Below are 17,954 nucleotides of genomic sequence, written 5' to 3'. Positions count from 1 at the left end.
CCGCCCGCCCGCCCAGTACGCCGAGTTGCACCGATACTGGACGGAAGCCCCGAGCCTGCCGAGTCTGTACCTGCACGGCCGCGACGACGGCTGCGCCACACCGGCCTTCGCGCACTGGACGGAGAAGGTGCTACCCGCGGGCAGCGAGGTGGCGATCGTCGAACACGCCGGGCATTTCCTGCAACTCGACCAGCCGGAGGAAGTCGCCGAGTTGGTGCTCGGGTTCATCGGCCAAGGGTAGGTGTCATGCCGGCCCGGATGGCGGCGGTCGACGCCCAGTTCTACTGGATGTCGGCCAAGATCCCCAACGACCAGTTTCTGCTCTACGCGTTCGCCGGCGAGCCTGCCGACGCCGCACGCGCGATCGACGACGCCGTACGCCGGGCCCGAGCATGCAAAGCATTGACGATCCGGGTGAGCGACGGCTCGCCGCTGACCTATCCGCGGTGGGTGCCGATGCCGGTCGAGCCCCCGCGCGTCCACCACCTGGACGACGCCGGTTGGCGCGGTTGCCTCGACGCCGTCATGCGTCTCGTCGACGACCAGCTCGACGTCCGCCGAAGTCCCTGGCGGCTACATCTGTTCGCCCCTGTCCACGACATTCCGGGCAGCGGCGGGCCGGGGTCGGTGGCGGTCCTGCAGGTCGCGCATGCGTTGGCCGACGGCGCCCGCGCATCGGCGATGGCCGGCTGGCTGTTCGGCCGGGCGGAACCAGTGCCCGACGTCAGCGCGCCGTCGGCGGGCTTCCTGCCCTGGCGTGCCTTCGAGGCGGCACGCGCGCACCGGCAGTTGGTCCGGGATATGGCGGCGGGAGTACTGGAAAAACCGGCCGAATCACGGCCGGCGCTGATCACCAACACCCGTCCGGCGGGTGCGCGCGCGGTGCGCACTCTGGTGCGGCACCGCTCACAACTGCCCGGCCCTACCGTGACTGTCGCCGTGCTGCGCGCGGTAGCCGACGCGCTCTCCGATTACCTGGGCGGCGTGGCCGGTTCGCTGGGAGCCGAGGTGCCGATGATCAAACCTGGTGCGCGACAAGCACACAACCACTTCCGCAACGTTACCGTCGGGCTTTATCCGGACCTTCCGCGGGAGGCCCGAACAGAGCGGATCGTCGCGGAGTTGGCCGATGTCCGCCGCCGTGCCGAACACCCGGCGGCACGTGCGGCTGACCGGGCATTCGCCGCGGTGCCCGCTGCGCTGCTGCGCTGGGGTGTAGCCCAATTCGACGTCGATGCCCGGCCGACGCTGGTATCCGGCAATACCGTGGTGTCCAGCGTCCATCGCGGTCCGGCCGACTTGCACCTCGGTGATGCGCCCGTGTTGCTGACCGCCGGATTCCCCGCGTTGTCGCCGGCGATGGGCCTCACCCACGGCGTGCACGGTATCGGCGATACGGTTGCGATCAGCGTGCATGCGGCCGAATCGGCGATCGGCGACATCGACGCTTACGTCCAGGCTTTGGAGTCAGCGCTGTAAACTATTGGGCCTCACCCGATTTAGCTTCCGCCTCCCGGGTTCGGCCGGCGGCCAGAATCAGTTCCTCATGCAGTTCGAACCACACGGTGTGATAGGAGTCGATCAGCGGCCGGGACAACCACAGGGTCTCGCCGGCATAGATCTTGTCGATGGCCGCCTGCAGTTTGGCCGAGTAGTGGCTCAGCCGGGGCAGCTGCGAGGCGGCCGCCGCAATGATCGGCATCACCCGCCGGTGCACCTCGTCGAGACGGGATAACACCCCGGCGTCGTAGGAGTCGTCCTCGTGGGTGTTGGGCTGCCCGTCTTTGACCTGCCAGTCGGTGACCAGCGACTTGAATTCGGTGTTCACCCCCCGAAACTCGTCGTAGGCGGAGGCCAGCGCGGCCGTGTCAGCGGCCGCGCGCTCTTCGGCCAGCAACTCGGCGAGGCGGGCACGCCCGTCCGGGCTGATTCGCACGGTCTTCCCGTCGATCAGCAGACCCGTCCGTGTCAACTGCTCGACGGTACGGGCGACTTCGGCCGGATCCTCACCCAAAGTGGCGGCCAGGTCGGCCGGACTGACCCGGCCTTTGAACCGAACAGCCTGCAGCACGGTCAATTCGCTCATGATTGCCGTAGTGCGCTGAGCATGGCCGTCAGGGGGCCGTCGCGCAGCGGACTGAATCGCTGTGCGATCTCTGCCAACTCGCGAAGCTCCGGCGAGTCGTCCTCCGACCAGGCGGCGAGTTCCAGTGCGCCGTCACGCACTTCGCCCTCGTTGCCGTCGACGGTGACCAGCCTGCCCGCCAGCGACTCAGTGACGCCGCCGCCGCAGCCCACCACCGCGACGCGGCCCAGTTCGCGGCTGACCACCGCCGCGTGGCTGGTGGCGCCGCCGGTCTCGGTGACAACGCCGCGGGCGACCAGCATGCCGTGGATGTCGTCGGGGCTGGTGTGGTGTCGCACCAGGATGACGTCCTCGCCGCGGTCGGCGGCCTGCACCGCCGCGTCCACGTCGGTGTATGCCCGCCCGGTGGCCACGCCCTGGCTGGCAGCCAGTCCCTTGGCCAAAAGTGGTGCCGCCAACCGGGTTTCCGGTTGCAGCGACGGCCGCAACAGCGCCTCGACGTGAGCCGGGGTCACCCGGCGCAGCACCTCGGCGTCGTCGATCAGCCCGTCGCGGCGCAGGTGCAGCGCCAGCCGCACCGCGGCCTGCGGCGATCGCTTCGCCGCCCGGGTCTGCAGCAGCCACAGTGTGTGGTCTTCGACGGTGAACTCGATCTCCTGCGCATCGGCGGTGAGCCGCTCCAACGTGCGGGCGGCGGACGTCAACTCGTCATAGACAGCGGGCTGCTGGTCGCGCAGCGCGGTGATCGGTTTGACGTCGACGGTGCCCGACACGACGTCGTCGCCCTGGCCGCCGGGCAGCCACTCACCGAATTCGTCGTCGGCTCCGGTCATCGGGTTGCGGGAAAACACCACGCCTGCACCGGAATTAGTGTTCAAGTTGCCGAACACCATCGCCTGGACAACCGCGGCGGTGCCCCCGCGGTTGTCCAGCCCGTGGTGGGCGCGGTATGCAGCGGCGCGCGGTGAGTTCCACGACCTGAACACCGCCTCGATCGCCGCGCGCAACTGCAGGTAGGGATCCTCGGGCACTCGGTCGGCCACGATGCGCCGATACCCGTCCGTGAACCGGCGCCACGTATCGTGCGCGAATGCGGCGGCGCCGAGTGCCCGTTCGACCTCGCCGCACATGCCCAGATCCAGCACCGTATCCATCATGCCGGGCATCGACACAGCCGCACCGGAGCGCACGCTGACCAGCAGCGGACGCGGTCCCCGCCCGAACGTGCGCGACGTTGCGGCTTCCAGCCGGCGTATCCCGTCAAGCACGTCGTCCCAGACCGCGTCCAACGTCGCGCTGGGTTCGTCCAAATAGCGGGCACCCACCTCGGTGGTGAGGCAGAAGGCGGGCGGCACCGGCAGTCCGTGGCGTCGCATCGTGTCGATGCCGAATCCCTTGTAGCCCAGTACTTCCGGCGGGCAGCGCGCATCGCCGTCGAGGAACACTACGGTGGCTGCAGGCATTGTCAGGATTGGCCGCGCAGCAGGCCGAAGCCGAAGTTCGTGCCGAATCCGCGACGCAACGCCAGGTGAATCCACAACAGCGCGTACGGCTCGAGCAGCCGCGCCAGCCTCAGCTCGCCGACGTCGACGGTTTCGAAGCCCAACTCGGTGACCAGCCCCGCGGTCACCGACTTGGCCTGGTCGTCGTCACCGCAGACGAACATCACCGGTGTGCCGGGCAGTTGCGGAGAGTCCATCATCGGCGCGCCGATCTGGTTCATCGCTTTGCAGACCCGCGCGCCGGGTGCCCACACCGCTACCTGTTCGGCGCCGGATGAGGTGAGCCCGACTTCCAGCGCGGTGAAGTCGGGGGTGAGCGGGTTGGTGCAATCGACGACGACCTTTCCGGCGAGATCGCCGCAGTCCCGCACGGCCTGCTGGGTTCCCTGCCACGGAGTACACAGGACCACGACATCGGCTGCGCTCGCAGCGGATTCGTTGGTCCGGACTGCGCCGAGCGCCGCGTACTTCGGGTCGTCGGGGTTGCGCACCCCGAATGTGATGTCGTGGCCGCGGTTGCGCCAGGCGGTGCCCAGGGCGCGCCCGACGTTGCCGGCGCCAATGATCGCGATCTTGATGTGAGGCTCCTTCGTGCTTGTTGGTGGGTGGCAGGATACTTCTGCCTACCCGATGATCTAGGTTTGCGTCTATGACTGCCTATGATGTCGGTTTACTGATCTTGCGGGTGGCGCTGGGCCTGACGCTCGCCGCCCACGGCTACAACAAGTTCTTCGGCGGCGGCCGCATCCCCGGGACCGCGCGCTGGTTCTCCAGCATCGGCATGAAGGCCGGCACATTCCAGGCCGTGGTCGCGGCCAGCACCGAGGTGAGCGCCGGCCTGGGGCTGGCCGCCGGGCTGCTCACGCCGATCCCGGCCGCCGGCTTCGTCGCGCTGATGTTCGTCGCCGCGTGGACCGTACACAGGCCGCACGGCTTCTTCATCATCAACGAAGGCTGGGAGTACGTGATGGTGTTGGCCGTCGGCGCCGTCGTGGTGGCCACCGTGGGGCCCGGCGAGTACAGCCTGGATTGGCTGATCTTCGGCCGCTCGTTCTACGGGTGGCACGGGCTGCTGATCTCGGTGCTGCTGGGTCTGGCCGGTGGGATCGGCCAGTTGCTGATCTTCTACCGTCCGCCGGTCAAGCAGGAACAACCGTAGCGGTTTCGCCACGCGGTTGACCCAGCCGCACATGATGGCCAAGCTCGCGGTGCCGGCCCAATGGATGAGACCGCACGGCTCGCGCCGAGCCGGGCCGAAGCCCGGCGATGCCCAGATAGCGCAGTCCGGCGACTTAAGGACTTTTCTGCGGCTCGCGCAGGAATGCGTCGACGACTGGCGCAAGTTCGGCCGCGTTGTGCACGAGGTCAATGTGGCCGCCGCTATGTTGGTGTAGCCGCGAATGGGGCAGCAAGGTGTTCATGATGTGGGCGTTGACCATCGGGATGATCGGGTCATCGGCGCCGGCCATGATCAGCGTCTCCTGGCGCACCGTGGGCAGCGCAAACAGACTGGTCCAGACCGCACCGGCGAGCAGTTGGTGCAGATAGCCCATTTTGGATCCGGCGTGCAACTGCCGCACGAAAAGTCGCGCCACGTCCTCACCGTGGGTTCGAACCGTACCGCCGTACAACTCGCCGGCGATGGATGCCGCATAGTCCGGATCGGAGAATCTGCGCGGAGTCAGCATTTTCGCCAGTACCCGTGGTTGGCCGGGCACCATCAGCGCCCCGGTGCCCGTCGCCACCAGCACCAGGCGGCGGCACCGGCGCGGGTTTTGGAAGGCAAACTGTTGCGCAAGTGCGCCACCCCACGACAACCCGAGCACGTCCACCACACCGATCTCCAGCTTGGACAGTACCCGGCCCAGCACCCAGGCCAGGTAGGGAAACCCATACGGCAGAACGGATGTGGGAGATCCGCCCGTCCCCGGAACATCGAATCTGACCACCGCGGAACCCGGATCCAGGTGCTCCACCAGCGGGTCGAGCACCTCCAGGCTGGCGCCGATGCCGTTACACAACACCAGCGGCACACCGATTCCGCGCCGCACGTTCACCCGGATACGCTGCCCGCCGGCGGCGACGTAATGCTCCTCGCCGAAGGGGCTGGGCGATACCACCCGAAGACGTCGCGATTCACGGGTGCTGGCAGATCGCGACTTACGCGCGGTCATCAGAGCAGCCTGCGCATGACCTTCAGCGCCTTATCGGTATACGGCGGGTAGAGCAGCTTGAGATCTGGCCACGTCGTTTTGGCAAGAACTGCCTTGCGATGACTCATCGTCTGAAATCCCCACTCGCCGTGGTAGGCGCCCATTCCACTGGGCCCCACACCGCCAAACGGCAGCTGCGGTACCAGGCAGTGCATCGCGACGTGGTTGACTACCGCGCCGCCGGCGGGGACCGCGTCGATGATCCGCCTGCTGGTCGATTTCGAGCCGGAGAACACGTAAAGCGCGAGCGGCTTCGGCCGTGCGTTGACGAACCGGATCGCCTGCTCCACGGAATCGACTCCGATCACCGGCAGGATCGGACCGAAGATCTCCTCGGTCATCGCCGGCTCCGTGGGATCAGGGTCGACGATGACCGTGGGATCGATCGTCAGCGAATCGCGGGCGCTTTGCCCACCGACGACGATCGTTCCCTTGGTGGCGTCGAGATACCCGGCGAGCCGGTCGAACTGGCGCTGGTTCACGATGCGCATGCCGGCCGTTGTGTCGGCGCGAAAGGCGGCCACCGTGTCGACGATCAGTCCAACGAGCTTCTGCTGCACGGATTTGTCGACTAGCACGTAATCCGGTGCGATGCAGGTTTGCCCGGAGTTCAGCAGCCGTCCCCACGCGATCCGCCGTGCCGTCACCTCGAGATCGGCGTCTGTGGCCACGATCACCGGGCTCTTGCCGCCCAGCTCCAAGGTCACCGGAGTGAGCGTTTCGGCCGCCGCGGCCATGACCTTGCGACCGATCGCGGTGCCGCCGGTGAACAGGGCGTGATCGAAGCCCAACGAGAGCAGCTGCTGGGTTGTTTCCGCCGCGCCCTCGACGACGGCCACCGCGTCCGGGTCCAGATACTGCGGAATCAGCCGGGCAAGAAGCGCCGAGGTGACAGGGGTGAGTTCTGACGGCTTGACCACCGCACAGTTGCCGGCCGCGACAGCGGCCACCAGAGGCGAGAGCGCAAGGTAGACCGGATAGTTCCACGGCGCGATGATCAGCACGACACCCAACGGTTCATACTGCACCCAAGCCGACCCGGGAAGCTGGTTCATGGGCAGCCGCTGTTTCTTGCGCTTTATCCAAGTGCGCAGATGCTTGCGCGCGAACGCCGCTTCACCCTTCGTGGACGCGATGTCACCGAGCCAGGCTTCGGCCCGCGCTCGGCCGAGATCCTGGGCGAGGGCCGCAGCGATCTCATCCTCGGCTTCGTCGAGGAGTCGCTCGATTGCGTGGAGTTGACGCTGCCGCCACTCGATCTGCCGGGTGTGTCCCCTTGCGAAGGCGCCGCGAAGAGCAGCGATCTTCTCGACCAGTTCGGGCGGTGCGGTGATGGTCTGAGTGGTCATCTCTATTTCTCCAGCACGTAACTACCGGGGGCCGGCCCGAGAGGCGGGAAACCTTCCCCGCCAAGGGTTTTCGGTGCGTCGATCTCCGGGCCACTGCGCTCGCTCAGCCAGCGCGCATAATCCGGCCACCACGAGTCGGGAAACTTTTGCGCCGACTCCAGCCATGCTTGCGGATCGTCGACGTCGACCGGACCGGTTCGATACGACGCCTTCGGATTGCCGGGCGGGTTGACCAACGCGGCGATATGGCCGCTGGTGGACAACACGTAGCGGTTGTCCTTGCTGCCCATGAGGCGCGCGCTGCGATAGGTGGCTTGCCACGGCGAAATGTGGTCGGCCACACCGCCGATCACGTAGGCGTCGGTGGTGATCTTCGACAAATCCACCGGCGTGTCCAGCATGCTCACCGCTCCGGGGATGGTCAGCGAATTATTCAGCCCCGTCAACACCATGTCGCGGTGCAGGGCGGCGGTCATCCGGGTGGTGTCGGCGTTCCAGAACAGCACGTCGAACGGCGCGGGTGGGCGGCCTTGCACGTAGTTGTTCACCCAGTACCGCCACACCAAATCCGTGGGCCGCAGCCAGGCGAACATCTCCGCCATGGCCCGCCCGTCCAGATATCCCTTCTTGGCCGACGTCCGAATCGCGGCCTGCGCGGCCCGCTCACTCATCATCGCCGACGCGAACCCAGCCCGGGTCTGATCCAGCACGGTGACCGCCAAGGCGAGGCCCGCGATCCGGTCGGCGTCGCCGATCTCGGCGAGGTGCGCCGCCGTCATCGCCGCCAGGATGCCGCCCGAGCAGGTTGCCAGCAGGTGGGTGCTGTCGGTCCCGGCGATCTTTTGCACCGCGTCCATCGCCTCGATGATGGCCGCGCCGTAGGCGTCGAAACCCCAATCACGGTGCCGGGCTTGGGGATTGCGCCAGGAAATCGTGAAGACCTGCTGGCCCTGCGCGACGAAGTACTCGATCATGCTGTGTCCGGGCGCGATGTCGATGATGTAGTACTTGTTGATCACCGGCGGCACGATCAGCAACGGGACCGTGTGCACGGTAGGTGTCTGCGGGGCGTACTGGATCAGTTCGAACACCGAGGTTTGGGCCACCACCGCTCCTTTGGTGGTGGCCACGGTCTCGCCCACCGCGAACGCATCGGGTTCGACCATCGCGGGCACCCGCGGTTTGGACAGTATGTCGCGGGTAAACGCCCGCGCGCCGCGCACCGCGCTCAAGCCGCCGGTGTCGATCAGCGCCTTCCAGCCCAACGGGCTGATCAGCGGATTGTTGCTCGGCGCCAGGAACTCCACCAGATTGGAGACGACGAAGCGCATCTTGTCGTCATCGCGCCAGTCCAGTCCGGCGTCGGCGAGCAGCCCCTCGGCGGTCTCGGCCGTCGCCAGATAGGTTTGCATGATCCGGTGCAGCAGCGGATTGCCTTGCCACGCAGGGTCGCTGAACCGCTTGTCGGCCCGGGCCGGAGCGCGATGCGATCGGCCCACGACGATACTGCCGAGTTCGCGGGCGAGCGTGCCGGCGCGGCTGCTCACGGCGCCGGGTTGTTTGGCCAGGTTCGCCCCGAAGCGAGCCCAGCTGGTATTGGGCATCATCCGGCGGCCAAACGGCCGGGTGGCGCTGGTCAACAACAAGTCCAGCGGTGCGGCCAGCTCGTCGGGTTTGGTTGTGGAGGCGGCCATGGCTATCACGTGCTTTCACTTGGCGGAACGGTGATGTCGCGTTTTTGGACCTTGCCGGTGGGTCCCTTGGGCAGCGAGTCCACCAGCCAGACTTGGCGGGGATACTTGTAGGCGGCCACCCGGGCTTTGACGTACTGGCGCAGCTCGTCGGGTTCCGCGGACGCGCCGTTCTTCAAAGCGACGGCGGCTCCGACCTCTTCACCGAGGGAGTCGTGCGGGATGCCGATGACGGCGGCTTCGGCCACCGCGGGATGCTCGTAGAGCACCTCCTCGATCTCGCGTGGATAGACGTTGTAGCCGCCGCGAATGATCATGTCCTTCGTGCGGTCGACGATATAGAAGTAGCCGTCCTCGTCGACGCGTCCCACATCGCCGGTGTTCAGCCAGCCGTCCGGGGTGATGGTGGCCGCGGTGGCCTCGGGCAGGTTCCAGTAGCCCTTCATCACGTTGTGGCCGCGGATCTGAATCTCGCCCGTTTCCCCTTGCGCGACCTCGTTTCCGTCGGAGCCCACCACCCGCATCTGGACACCTTCGATCGGGGTGCCGATCGAACCCGCCTTGCGCGGGCGGTGCGGATGGTTGAACGACGCCGCCGGAGAACTCTCCGACAGCCCGTAACCCTCGAGAACGATGCAGCCAAAAGCCTTTTCGAAATCGTCGAGCACCTGGACGGGGAGCGCCGCGCCACCGGAGACGCAGGCCCGCAACGTGCGCGTCGCCTCCGGCGCGGCGTCATCGGCCGCACTGAGCAGCGCAGAATACATAGTCGGCACGCCCTCGAACACCGTGACGGCGTCACGCTGGATCACCTCGAGTGCCGTGCGCGGGTCGAAACGGGGGACCAGCGTCAACGTCGCGCCCGCGAGCACCGCGGCGTTGAGCCCGCAGGTCAGCCCGAAGACGTGAAACAGCGGCAGACAGCCCATCACCACGTCGTCCGGCCCGATTTCGATGAGCGTGCGCACGCAGACCTCGGCGTTGCGGCCCAGGTTACCGTGGGTGAGCATGGCGCCCTTGGGTTTTCCGGTGGTCCCGGAGGTATGCAGGATGACCGCGGTGTCGTCGTCGGCACGCTCCACCGGACAGGGCTGCGCGGGCAGGTCGGCGATCAGGTTTGCCAGTCCGGCGACGGGGACGATCCAGCACTGCGCGCCCGTCTCGTCGGCGCCGGCGGTGGCCTCCTGCGCGAAGGCCGATGTCGCGAACAGCGCTTTGGCTCCGCTGTTGGACAGGTAGTAGGCCACCTCGCGGGCCTTCAGTAGCGGGTTCATCGGGACCGCGACGGCGCCTCGATACATGATGCCGTAGAACGCGATCGCGAATGCCGGCGTGTTGGGCAACATGATGCCCACGCGGTCGCCGGGTTCTATTCCCGCCTTGTCGAGCAGCGTGGCGACCCGCGCGGCCGCCGCGTCGAACTCGGCGAAGCTGAACTGCAGGTCGTCACAGCGCAGCGCAACATGGTCGGGCCGGCGGTCTTTCGATGCAAGGAGGTTAGTGCCGATCGTCATGGTGCCCTTCCCCTCATCCCGGCAGGGCGGGTGCCTTGGCCGTCGTCGTCTCGACGATCGCCTCCGCCGTTCGGTGGGCGAGCGCCATCGTCGAGATCATCGGATTCACGCCGGTTGCGGTCGGCAGCGCGCTCGCGTCGCCGATGTAGACACCGGGTGTGTCGTGCAGCTCGCCCCGGGTGTTGGCGACCGACGTCGCCGGATCCGAACCCATCCGGCAGCTGCTCATCTGGTGGGCGGAAAACAGCCGGTGCCCACCCGCTCCGAGGGGGATTCGCTGCATGGCGGCGATGAACTCCTCGAGGTCGTCGCCCGCGCGCCAGCGGGTCGTCGTGTTGGCGAACGGGATGATCTCGCGGGCTCCGGCGGCGGCGTGCAGCCGGATCTGGGCCTCGATGGAGCGACGGGCGATGCGAACGTCGACGTCGTCGGTGAGCGCGTAATGAACCACCGGTTCGCCAGCGGCATCGATCGTCACGGTTCCGTGCCCCCGGTCGCGCGGGATCCCAACCATCCAGGCGGCGTTCTCCAGCCGCGCCATCGTCTCCTTGAGCTCCTGGCCCGACGCGCGGGCTATGCCGCCGGCCACGATCGAGGTCGCCCACTGCGCGTTCTGCAGAAGGAAGCCGTAGCCGTGCTCGATGTCGGCGAACTCGTCGACCATCGCCGTCATCGGCGCTCCCCACCACGGCCGCTGCGGCTCGGCGTGCAGCGCGAGGGTGGCGACCACCGGGTGTAGGTGCAGGTAGCGTCCGACCGCCGGGCCGCCGATGCCGGAGCGCAGCAGCAGCGCCGGGGACTCCAGTGAGCCGCACGCGACCACGACACGCGGTGCGCGCACCTCGACACGCGCGCTGGCTCCGGTCTTCGGGTCGGCGAAGGTGGCCGCAACGCCTGCGGCGCTGCCGTTTTCGGTGAGCACCCGTTCGGCACGACAGCCCACGATTACCCGCGCGCCAGCCGTGACCGCGTCCCGCAGATAGGTGCGGCGCACGTCGAGCTTGGCGCCCGAGCGGTCGCCGAGGCCGATGTAGCCCGCGGTGTCGGGCGAGTACGCGGCCGGGTCGGCGTTGCGGCTGAGCGTTGTGAACGACCAGCCGAGGGCTGCCGCGCCGTCGCGCATGCGCTGGTGCGGGCCGTTGAGGTCCGAGCAGTCCGCGGTGACCCCGAGCCGCTGCCAAACCGCATCCAGGTGACGGTCGAACTCCGGTCCGTCAACTCCCTGCAGGCCGAAGTCGCGCGCCCACTGCGCGCGCACGTTCGCCGGTGTGCGCAGGCAGTTGGACCAGTTGACGGTCGGCCCGCCGCCGAGCGTCGCCCCGGCCAGCAAGGTGACGTTGAAGTCTGCGGTCGGTGTGGGGCCGCCGCGCCAAAACAGCTGCTGGAACGCGGGTAGCTCGAGTCCGGCGAAGTCCGGCTCGTTGAAGTTCCCGCCCGCCTCGAGCACCACGACGTCGAGGCCCGCGGCCGCGAGCATTCCGGCGATCAGACCTCCGCCCGCGCCCGAACCGACCACGCAGACGTCGGCGTCCACTGCGCCCGTTGTGGGAACGAACGGCGCGGGCGCCTCACCGCCGCCCGGCTCGACACGCGGAGCTCCCGGATAACCGAAGCCCGCCCACATCGGGTTGGTTGCGGTCTGCGGATCGGGCGCGGCGTAAGCAAACGCCAAGGTCAGCGACATGAGCGCGTTCATTGCTGCCGCGGGCTGCGCGCCCATCAGAGCAACCTCGGCGATCATCCGCTCCCGCGCCTGCGGCGACTCGGTGACGAACCCCTGCGAATGCAGCCCCTCAAGCAACATGAGCATGCCCGCACGCTGGTCATCGGGCAGCCCCATCAGTGCGGTCTCCACTGCGGCGGCGGCACCCAGCTCGCTGCCGCTGAGCGCCCAGAAGCGGGTTGGGTCCTCAGGGCGCTGCAGGGAGGGAACGACCGTGTCCGCGAGCGCCCGCAAGACCGCGCGATGTGTATCCGTGATTTGAGCGTTCACTTGTCTCTCCGAATTGTCTAGACGGGCGGCGATACAGCCGAGAACTGCGGTCAGACAGCAAACCTGCGAGCGGGACGCTGCCAGCCGATGGTCCGGCCGAGCGCCTGCTGCCAGCCGGCGACACCGCTGACGATGCGCCGCGCTCCCGCAGAGGTCTTCGGGGCCAGCGTGACGGCCGCTGGGATCAGCACCGGGAACAAGACGAACATCAGCATTGCGATAATGGTCAGATACGTCGTGATCATGGGTCACTCGCTTTCTCCGCAAAACGGAACTGTGGGATTTGATTACGTCGCCACGCTCTGGCGGGCTCGTATGAAAATTACGGACGCTGCCCCCGGGCAGCTATGTCGCCAGCCAACCAACTTGCGGCGGATCCTTGTCTTCTTGCCTTCCGAACGACGAAGCAGCGATCCGCTCCGCCTGGCAGGCGTTAGGGTCTGGTTATTGGGTAACGAGGACTTGGACCTGCCATGATGGAGGCGCGACCCGACCACGCCGAGACTGTCGCTCACTTTGCGACGGCCGTCGTCAACCGGCTAGGCGAGCGACTGGCCGAGGTGACCAGTTCGATCCAGCAGATGGTCACCGAGATTGCCGAAATGCGTGACGCTGAGCTGCTGCAAGTGCTGCAGGACAGCGTCGACGCGAACGTCGACACACTGTTCTCAGCGATCCGTCACGCTATCCCGATCGAGCATGTCGAACCGCCGACGGCAGCCCTTGAGCACGCGCGGCGTCTCGCGCAGCGCGGAATGTCCGTCAATGCATTGGTGCGGGCTTACCGGCTCGGCCACAAGGCGGTGTTAAGCATTGCGCTCCACGAGGTGGGCGCGTTGAATCTGGAGCCCCAGCTGAGCCTGGACGTATTCGGGCAGATCGCCGAAATCACGTTTGGCTATATCGACTGGATGTCTCAGCAAGTGGTGGCTACCTACGAAAGCGAGCGGGACCGCTGGATCGAAAACCGAAACAGCTTGCGCGCGTGGCAAGTCCGCGAGCTACTGGAAGGGGCCGACACCGACATCGACTCGATGACAACCGCCATACGATACCCACTCAGGCGAACTCACCTATCGGTTGTCGTCTGGTGCGGCGAGTCCGATGGTGGCGACCAACTCGTGCCGATGGAACGGTTCATCAATCAACTCGCCGAATCGCTCGGTGCCAGCGAGGCTGCGTTGTTCATCCCCGTGGACCGCCTGACAGCATGGGCCTGGATTCCATTGCCGGCGAATGCTGCGTCGAACGCGGTGGCGCAATTGCGCGAATTCGCCGCGGCGCGAACCGATACGCCTTGGATCGCGGCCGGTAACCCCTTGCCCGGAATTGAGGGTTTCCGCCGCTCACATCGGCAGGCGCAGGTCGCCCGCGCCGTGGCGATCGCATCGGGTTCGAACGCGCCCCGGGTCACCGCCGCCAGCGATGCCGGTCTCTCAATGACCGCGCTGCTGGGTGGCAGCCTCGATGAGGCACGCACATGGGTCGACGAGGTACTCGGTCCGCTCGCCAGCCGCACCGAAAGCGACGAACGGCTACGCGAAACATTACGCGTGTTTCTCGCCACGGGCTCAAGCTTCACGGCCGCCGCCGCGGAGCTCCATCTACACTTCAACTCCATAAAATACCGCGTGCAACGCGCGATCGAGCGTCGTGGCCGACCGATCACCGACGACCGACTCGACGTCGAAGCCGCCTTGCTTCTATGTCACCGGCTTGGCACAGCGGTCCTTTCGGGACCACGAGCAACAGCCTCCGCAAAGTCGCTGTGATGACATGAAATCATCAGCGCACAGCCAGTTTTCATGTGAGAAGATCGGTCGGCAGCCTGCCCTCAGCGTGCCAGCAGAGACAGCACCTTGCGGCCCAACGACAACGAGTTGCTTTCGCGGGAGACGGTGACATGGCCGCCGACCCGCCGATGCAGTTCGTGCTGGAACTTTTCGTACAGCGTCGAGGCGGCAGCCGGGCATCCGTCGCACGAGCCGGACAGCCGGACCGTGACATGATTGCCGGTCACGGAGACCAATTCGATTGAACCGCCGTGTGATTCGGCCAATGCGCCGATCGGTCCGGCCAGTAGCTCGGCGGCGACCTCTGCCAACTCAGCAGTGCTGTCATCCGACGGCTCGATCTGCCAGCCGGCCGGGTCCCGCAGCGCATCGGCGAGCGCGTCGCGCATCTGATCGCCGAGATCCCGCCAGCTGTTTCCAGCGCTCAGCGTGATCAGCACATCGGCGCCGCGCACCACGAGCTCGTCGATGACCCCGCGGTCCAGCCAGGCGCCGAGCCGGTCCGGAGCGTGCCGGACCCTGCCGGGAGGCGGCAGGTTGCCCGGTGGCACCACCCAGCGCAGCTGCCGGGGGTTGGCGGTGGCGGTGGCGTGCATCGGAATCATGCGCCCAGACCCATCGCAATGATCCGGGCGGCAAACGCCATCACCCAGGCCAGTACGAACATGTAACTGAACGCCAGCGCCGGCCAGCGCCACGAGTTGGTCTCTCGTCGCATCACCGCGATCGTGGACATGCACTGCAACGCGAACATGAAATACGCCAGCAGCGCGATGACCGTCGGCGCGGTGAACACCTTGCGGCCGTGATCGTCGGTCATCGCGACCAGCGCTTCAGCTGGTTTGTCGGGGTGCGTCGCGGCCGATATCTCGCCCAGGGTGGACACGAACACCTCGCGCGCCGACAGCGAACCCACCAACGCGACGTCGATGCGCCAGTCGAAGCCGAGCGGCCGGAATATCGGCTCGATCGCCTTGCCGACGTCCGCGGCGTAGCTGTGGTCCATCACGTATGCGCGTGCCTCGGCCGCGGACATGTTGGTCGTGTCGGCGCCCCGCGCCGGCAGGTTGAGCAGCGCCCACAGCACCACGGAAACGGTCAGGATGATCGTGCCGGCCTTGCGCAGGAACATCTTGGCCGCGCTCCAGATCGCCACGAGCACCACTTTGGGCGACGGGAACCGATACGGCGGAAGCTCCATGGTGAACGGCACGAGGTCGCTACGCAGGATCGTCGATTTGAACAAGCCAGCGGCGATCAACGCTGACGTGCCGCCACCGAGATACAGCACGAACATCGTGATGCCCTGCGCACTCAGTCCCCACCAATGTGTTTGCGGCGCAACCAGCAGACCGACCAGCAAGGTGTACACCGGCAGCCGGGCCGAACACGTCATCAGCGGCGCGGTAAGAATGGTCGCGATCCGGTCGCGCGACGACGGCAACGTCCGGGTCGCCATGATCCCCGGGATCGCGCAGGCGAACGACGACAGCATCGCCACGAAGGCACGGCCTTCGAGCCCGGTCGTGGCCATCACCCGGTCCATCAAGAACGCTGCCCGCGACATGTAGCCGATGTTCTCCAGCAGCGCGATCAGCAAGAACAGCAACACGATCTGCGGGATGAATTGCAGGACGGTGCCGACGCCGCCGATAAGTCCGCTGCCGAGCAGACCACTCACGGCCGAGTTGCCGATGTGGTCGCCGACCTCGCTGCCCAGCCAGGTCAGCCCTTGCGCGATCCAATCCCGAAGCGGCGCAGCGACGGTGAACACGACCTGAAAAAACGCGAACATCACCGCGAAGAAGATCAGGGTGCCCCACAGCGGATGCAACACGAACCGGTCGATCCGACTGGTCCGTCGATCCGGTTGCGGCACAACGTAATCAGCGGCGTCGAGCACCGACTTGCCCCAGCCCGCGATACCGTCGCGGTCCGCCGGCGGCAAAATCGGCGGTCGTTCCCACCGGTCGACTGATCCCAGCCGGGCGCGCAGGCCGTCGAGGCCCCACCCCTGGTGTCCGACGACCATTGCCACCGGGATGCCCAGCGCCGCCGACAACGCCTCGGCATCGATCCGGCCGCCACGCGCACTGAGTTCGTCGCTCATGGTCAGCGCCAGCAGACACGGCAAATCCAGGCGCAGCACTTGAGCCACCAGCGGTATCGAGCGATGCAGCGTGGTCGCGTCGGCGACCAGCACGATCGCGTCGGGTCTCTCGACGTCGGTGAACCCACCTGTCAGCAGATCGACCACTACCTGCTCGTCGGGGCTGATCGGATCCAGGCTGTAGGTGCCGGGCAAGTCTTCGATGGCGAGTGCCACGCCGTCGACCGTGGTGGTGCCGACGCTGCGGCCGACGGTGACACCGGGATAGTTGCCGGTTTTGGCGTGCAACCCGGTCAGGTGGTTGAAGACGCTGGTCTTGCCGGCGTTGGGGCTGCCTACCAGGGCTACCCGCCGATGACCGGCGGCCGCGACGGCGCCGCCCCCGTCGGTATGGCACGACGTCATTGGTCCGATTCCGCGAGGACTTGGATCAGGCGCGCCTCGCGGCGGCGAATACAGAGCTCGGTGTCTTGGACGCGGTAGATCGTCGGATCACCCAGCGGCGCGCGGCGGACCACATCGACCCGGGCGGTCGGTCGGAAGCCCAGCTGCCATAACCGGTCGGCTACCGCGGCGTTTGCCTGCGGCATCATCCCCACGACGGTTGCCCGCTGCCCGGGCGCCAGCTGCGCAAGGACCGTCATCGACTCCGGTCGATGTGGGTGTGGGTCATGCATCACTGGCCTTCGTCTTGAAATGTGGATTACCGCCGAAGTTACACCGGTGACAGCGACCAGTGGGGTGTCAGATATGGGCCATCAGCTCGGCAGTCACACCTGTCACACCGGCGTCGGCTCCAGTCGGAAGCCACGTTGCTTCCGACTGGAGCGAAGAGTTTCCACTCGCCGGGTACGCCTTTGAGTACGTGCGTGCCGCGATCTTCGAAGACAATCCCAGAGCCGTTCACCAGGTCCTTGACGGTGTTGGACACGAGGACCTCTCGGGCCTGCGCCAGGGCGGCGATGCGGGCCCCGATGTGGACGGCGATCCCTCCGATGTCGTCACCACGCAGCTCACACTCGCCGGTGTGCAGGCCGCATCGAATGTCGATACCCAATTCCGGTATGTGCTCGGCGAGTTCGGTGGCACAGCGGAGCGCACGTGGTGGGGCCGTCGAAGGTGGCCAGCACTCCGTCGCCGGTGTGCTTGACGAAGCGACCGTGGAACCGGGCGATCTCGTTGCAGGTGGTGTCGTCGTGGCGCTCCAATAGCTCACGCCACCGTCTGTCGCCGAGTTCTGCTGCGCGCCGAGTGGAGTCGACGATGTCGGTGAACAGCACCGTGGCCAGAACCCGGTCGGGGACGTGCTCGTGGCGCTGACCCGTCAGGAACTCCTCGATCTCGCCGGTGATCGAATTGATATCCCCGACGAATGGCCAATGATCGATGCCGTCGAGTTCGACGAGCCGCGCCGACGGGATCATGGCGGCGAGTTCACGCGCGAATTCCACTGGGATTGCATCCTTTTCCCGGTGTAGGACAAGCGTCGGTACACGGATGCTGCCCAGGATGCCCCGCACATCGACCTGAGTGAGGATCGCCTGAAAAGTCAGCAGGGCCATTCGCGGGCTCATGCCGGCCCGCTCCAGTGCGCCGACGGCCTTTCGGGATTCAGCGCGTTGACTAAGTGGTCTGCGACATAATTACAGTGACGTAATTTAGATCCCACACTTTTGTACGATTACGTGTCATGGTTCCCTCAA

Annotated in this window: 18 protein-coding genes; 4 read left to right on the top strand and 14 right to left on the bottom strand. The window is 66.7% G+C overall.

The window, feature by feature from the left end; translation table 11 throughout:
- On the top strand, nt 1–241 hold a 241-nt coding region (locus AWB95_RS17815; RefSeq protein ID WP_139818517.1), incomplete at its 5' end, for an alpha/beta fold hydrolase.
- A 5-nt stretch (nt 242–246) separates the two neighbouring features.
- Complete coding sequence (locus AWB95_RS17810) at nt 247–1,479, top strand: WS/DGAT domain-containing protein (protein ID WP_373280752.1); 1,233 nt, start codon at nt 247–249, stop codon at nt 1,477–1,479.
- A gap of 1 nt (nt 1,480) precedes the next feature.
- Here the strand turns inward: AWB95_RS17810 and AWB95_RS17805 are convergent, their stop codons facing one another.
- Genes AWB95_RS17805 through AWB95_RS17795 form a run of 3 tightly spaced genes read right to left on the bottom strand, consistent with a single transcriptional unit; the run spans nt 1,481 to nt 4,151 of the window.
- Nucleotides 1,481–2,086 (bottom strand): hypothetical protein, encoded by a 606-nt coding sequence (locus AWB95_RS17805; RefSeq protein ID WP_062539016.1) that lies wholly within the window; start codon nt 2,084–2,086, stop codon nt 1,481–1,483.
- Nucleotides 2,083–3,549, bottom strand: coding sequence for a pyruvate, phosphate dikinase (locus AWB95_RS17800; RefSeq protein ID WP_085168474.1), 1,467 nt, complete (start codon nt 3,547–3,549; stop codon nt 2,083–2,085). The genes AWB95_RS17805 and AWB95_RS17800 overlap by 4 nt, the downstream gene beginning before the upstream one ends.
- Before the next feature lie 2 nt (nt 3,550–3,551).
- Entirely contained in the window at nt 3,552–4,151 is a 600-nt protein-coding gene (locus AWB95_RS17795; RefSeq protein ID WP_269745715.1) for an NADPH-dependent F420 reductase, read from the bottom strand.
- Between the two features lie 86 nt (nt 4,152–4,237).
- Here AWB95_RS17795 and AWB95_RS17790 point away from each other — a divergent pair, with 86 nt between their 5' ends.
- Nucleotides 4,238–4,747, top strand: coding sequence for a DoxX family protein (locus AWB95_RS17790; RefSeq protein WP_062539014.1), 510 nt, complete (start codon nt 4,238–4,240; stop codon nt 4,745–4,747).
- A 133-nt stretch (nt 4,748–4,880) separates the two neighbouring features.
- Here the strand turns inward: AWB95_RS17790 and phaZ are convergent, their stop codons facing one another.
- Genes phaZ through AWB95_RS17760 form a run of 6 tightly spaced genes read right to left on the bottom strand, consistent with a single transcriptional unit; the run spans nt 4,881 to nt 12,593 of the window.
- A complete protein-coding gene (gene phaZ, locus AWB95_RS17785; protein WP_084706968.1) occupies nt 4,881–5,762 on the bottom strand; it encodes a poly(3-hydroxyalkanoate) depolymerase in 882 nt (293 codons plus the stop codon).
- Nucleotides 5,762–7,150 carry an aldehyde dehydrogenase family protein gene (locus tag AWB95_RS17780; RefSeq protein ID WP_062539012.1) on the bottom strand — a complete coding sequence of 463 codons (1,389 nt, stop codon included), beginning with the start codon at nt 7,148–7,150 and terminating at the stop codon, nt 5,762–5,764. The genes phaZ and AWB95_RS17780 overlap by 1 nt, the downstream gene beginning before the upstream one ends.
- 2 nt (nt 7,151–7,152) lie before the next feature.
- A complete protein-coding gene (locus AWB95_RS17775; protein WP_062539011.1) occupies nt 7,153–8,844 on the bottom strand; it encodes a PHA/PHB synthase family protein in 1,692 nt (563 codons plus the stop codon).
- A gap of 5 nt (nt 8,845–8,849) precedes the next feature.
- Nucleotides 8,850–10,355 (bottom strand): long-chain-fatty-acid--CoA ligase, encoded by a 1,506-nt coding sequence (locus tag AWB95_RS17770; protein ID WP_062539035.1) that lies wholly within the window; start codon nt 10,353–10,355, stop codon nt 8,850–8,852.
- Between the two features lie 13 nt (nt 10,356–10,368).
- Entirely contained in the window at nt 10,369–12,348 is a 1,980-nt protein-coding gene (locus AWB95_RS17765) for a GMC family oxidoreductase (protein ID WP_085168473.1), read from the bottom strand.
- A 50-nt stretch (nt 12,349–12,398) separates the two neighbouring features.
- A complete protein-coding gene (locus AWB95_RS17760) occupies nt 12,399–12,593 on the bottom strand; it encodes a hypothetical protein (protein WP_062539010.1) in 195 nt (64 codons plus the stop codon).
- 228 nt (nt 12,594–12,821) lie between these two features.
- On the opposite strand from AWB95_RS17760, the gene AWB95_RS17755 reads away from it, so the two are divergent.
- Nucleotides 12,822–14,120 (top strand): PucR family transcriptional regulator, encoded by a 1,299-nt coding sequence (locus tag AWB95_RS17755; protein WP_062539009.1) that lies wholly within the window; start codon nt 12,822–12,824, stop codon nt 14,118–14,120.
- Between the two features lie 62 nt (nt 14,121–14,182).
- Here AWB95_RS17755 and AWB95_RS17750 read toward each other — a convergent pair whose 3' ends face one another.
- From AWB95_RS17750 to AWB95_RS23330, 5 genes are all read right to left on the bottom strand, one after another.
- Complete coding sequence (locus tag AWB95_RS17750; protein ID WP_062539008.1) at nt 14,183–14,746, bottom strand: NifU family protein; 564 nt, start codon at nt 14,744–14,746, stop codon at nt 14,183–14,185.
- On the bottom strand, nt 14,743–16,656 hold the full coding sequence (gene feoB / locus AWB95_RS17745; protein WP_062539007.1) for a ferrous iron transporter B: 1,914 nt from the start codon (nt 16,654–16,656) through the stop codon (nt 14,743–14,745). Before feoB ends, AWB95_RS17750 begins: the two co-directional genes overlap by 4 nt.
- On the bottom strand, nt 16,653–16,895 hold the full coding sequence (locus AWB95_RS17740; protein WP_249025637.1) for a FeoA family protein: 243 nt from the start codon (nt 16,893–16,895) through the stop codon (nt 16,653–16,655). The genes feoB and AWB95_RS17740 overlap by 4 nt, the downstream gene beginning before the upstream one ends.
- Nucleotides 16,896–16,966: 71 nt before the next feature.
- Nucleotides 16,967–17,308: an adenylate/guanylate cyclase domain-containing protein gene (locus AWB95_RS24170; RefSeq protein WP_169714704.1), complete on the bottom strand. Its 342-nt coding sequence runs from the start codon at nt 17,306–17,308 to the stop codon at nt 16,967–16,969.
- Nucleotides 17,265–17,825: a hypothetical protein gene (locus tag AWB95_RS23330; RefSeq protein WP_169714703.1), complete on the bottom strand. Its 561-nt coding sequence runs from the start codon at nt 17,823–17,825 to the stop codon at nt 17,265–17,267. Before AWB95_RS23330 ends, AWB95_RS24170 begins: the two co-directional genes overlap by 44 nt.
- Nucleotides 17,826–17,954: the final 129 nt, after the last annotated feature.

It is taken from the genome of Mycobacterium celatum, from assembly GCF_002101595.1.
In the GTDB taxonomy this organism is placed as follows: domain Bacteria; phylum Actinomycetota; class Actinomycetes; order Mycobacteriales; family Mycobacteriaceae; genus Mycobacterium; species Mycobacterium celatum.
This window is presented reverse-complemented; position numbering and strand designations above follow the sequence as displayed.

Excerpts from the sequence above, each read along its gene's own strand:
- AWB95_RS17805 (WP_062539016.1), bottom strand. The coding sequence starts at position 2,086 with ATGAGCGAATTGACCGTGCTGCAGGCTGTTCGGTTCAAAGGCCGGGTC.
- AWB95_RS17780 (WP_062539012.1), bottom strand. The coding sequence starts at position 7,150 with ATGACCACTCAGACCATCACCGCACCGCCCGAACTGGTCGAGAAGATC.
- AWB95_RS17740 (WP_249025637.1), bottom strand. The coding sequence starts at position 16,895 with ATGACGGTCCTTGCGCAGCTGGCGCCCGGGCAGCGGGCAACCGTCGTG.
- feoB (WP_062539007.1), bottom strand. The coding sequence starts at position 16,656 with ATGACGTCGTGCCATACCGACGGGGGCGGCGCCGTCGCGGCCGCCGGT.
- phaZ (WP_084706968.1), bottom strand. The coding sequence starts at position 5,762 with ATGACCGCGCGTAAGTCGCGATCTGCCAGCACCCGTGAATCGCGACGT.
- AWB95_RS17770 (WP_062539035.1), bottom strand. The coding sequence starts at position 10,355 with ATGACGATCGGCACTAACCTCCTTGCATCGAAAGACCGCCGGCCCGAC.
- AWB95_RS17800 (WP_085168474.1), bottom strand. The coding sequence starts at position 3,549 with ATGCCTGCAGCCACCGTAGTGTTCCTCGACGGCGATGCGCGCTGCCCG.
- AWB95_RS17750 (WP_062539008.1), bottom strand. The coding sequence starts at position 14,746 with ATGATTCCGATGCACGCCACCGCCACCGCCAACCCCCGGCAGCTGCGC.
- AWB95_RS23330 (WP_169714703.1), bottom strand. The coding sequence starts at position 17,825 with ATGAGCCCGCGAATGGCCCTGCTGACTTTTCAGGCGATCCTCACTCAG.
- AWB95_RS17775 (WP_062539011.1), bottom strand. The coding sequence starts at position 8,844 with ATGGCCGCCTCCACAACCAAACCCGACGAGCTGGCCGCACCGCTGGAC.
- AWB95_RS17790 (WP_062539014.1), top strand. The coding sequence starts at position 4,238 with ATGACTGCCTATGATGTCGGTTTACTGATCTTGCGGGTGGCGCTGGGC.
- AWB95_RS17810 (WP_373280752.1), top strand. The coding sequence starts at position 247 with ATGCCGGCCCGGATGGCGGCGGTCGACGCCCAGTTCTACTGGATGTCG.
- AWB95_RS17755 (WP_062539009.1), top strand. The coding sequence starts at position 12,822 with ATGATGGAGGCGCGACCCGACCACGCCGAGACTGTCGCTCACTTTGCG.
- AWB95_RS17760 (WP_062539010.1), bottom strand. The coding sequence starts at position 12,593 with ATGATCACGACGTATCTGACCATTATCGCAATGCTGATGTTCGTCTTG.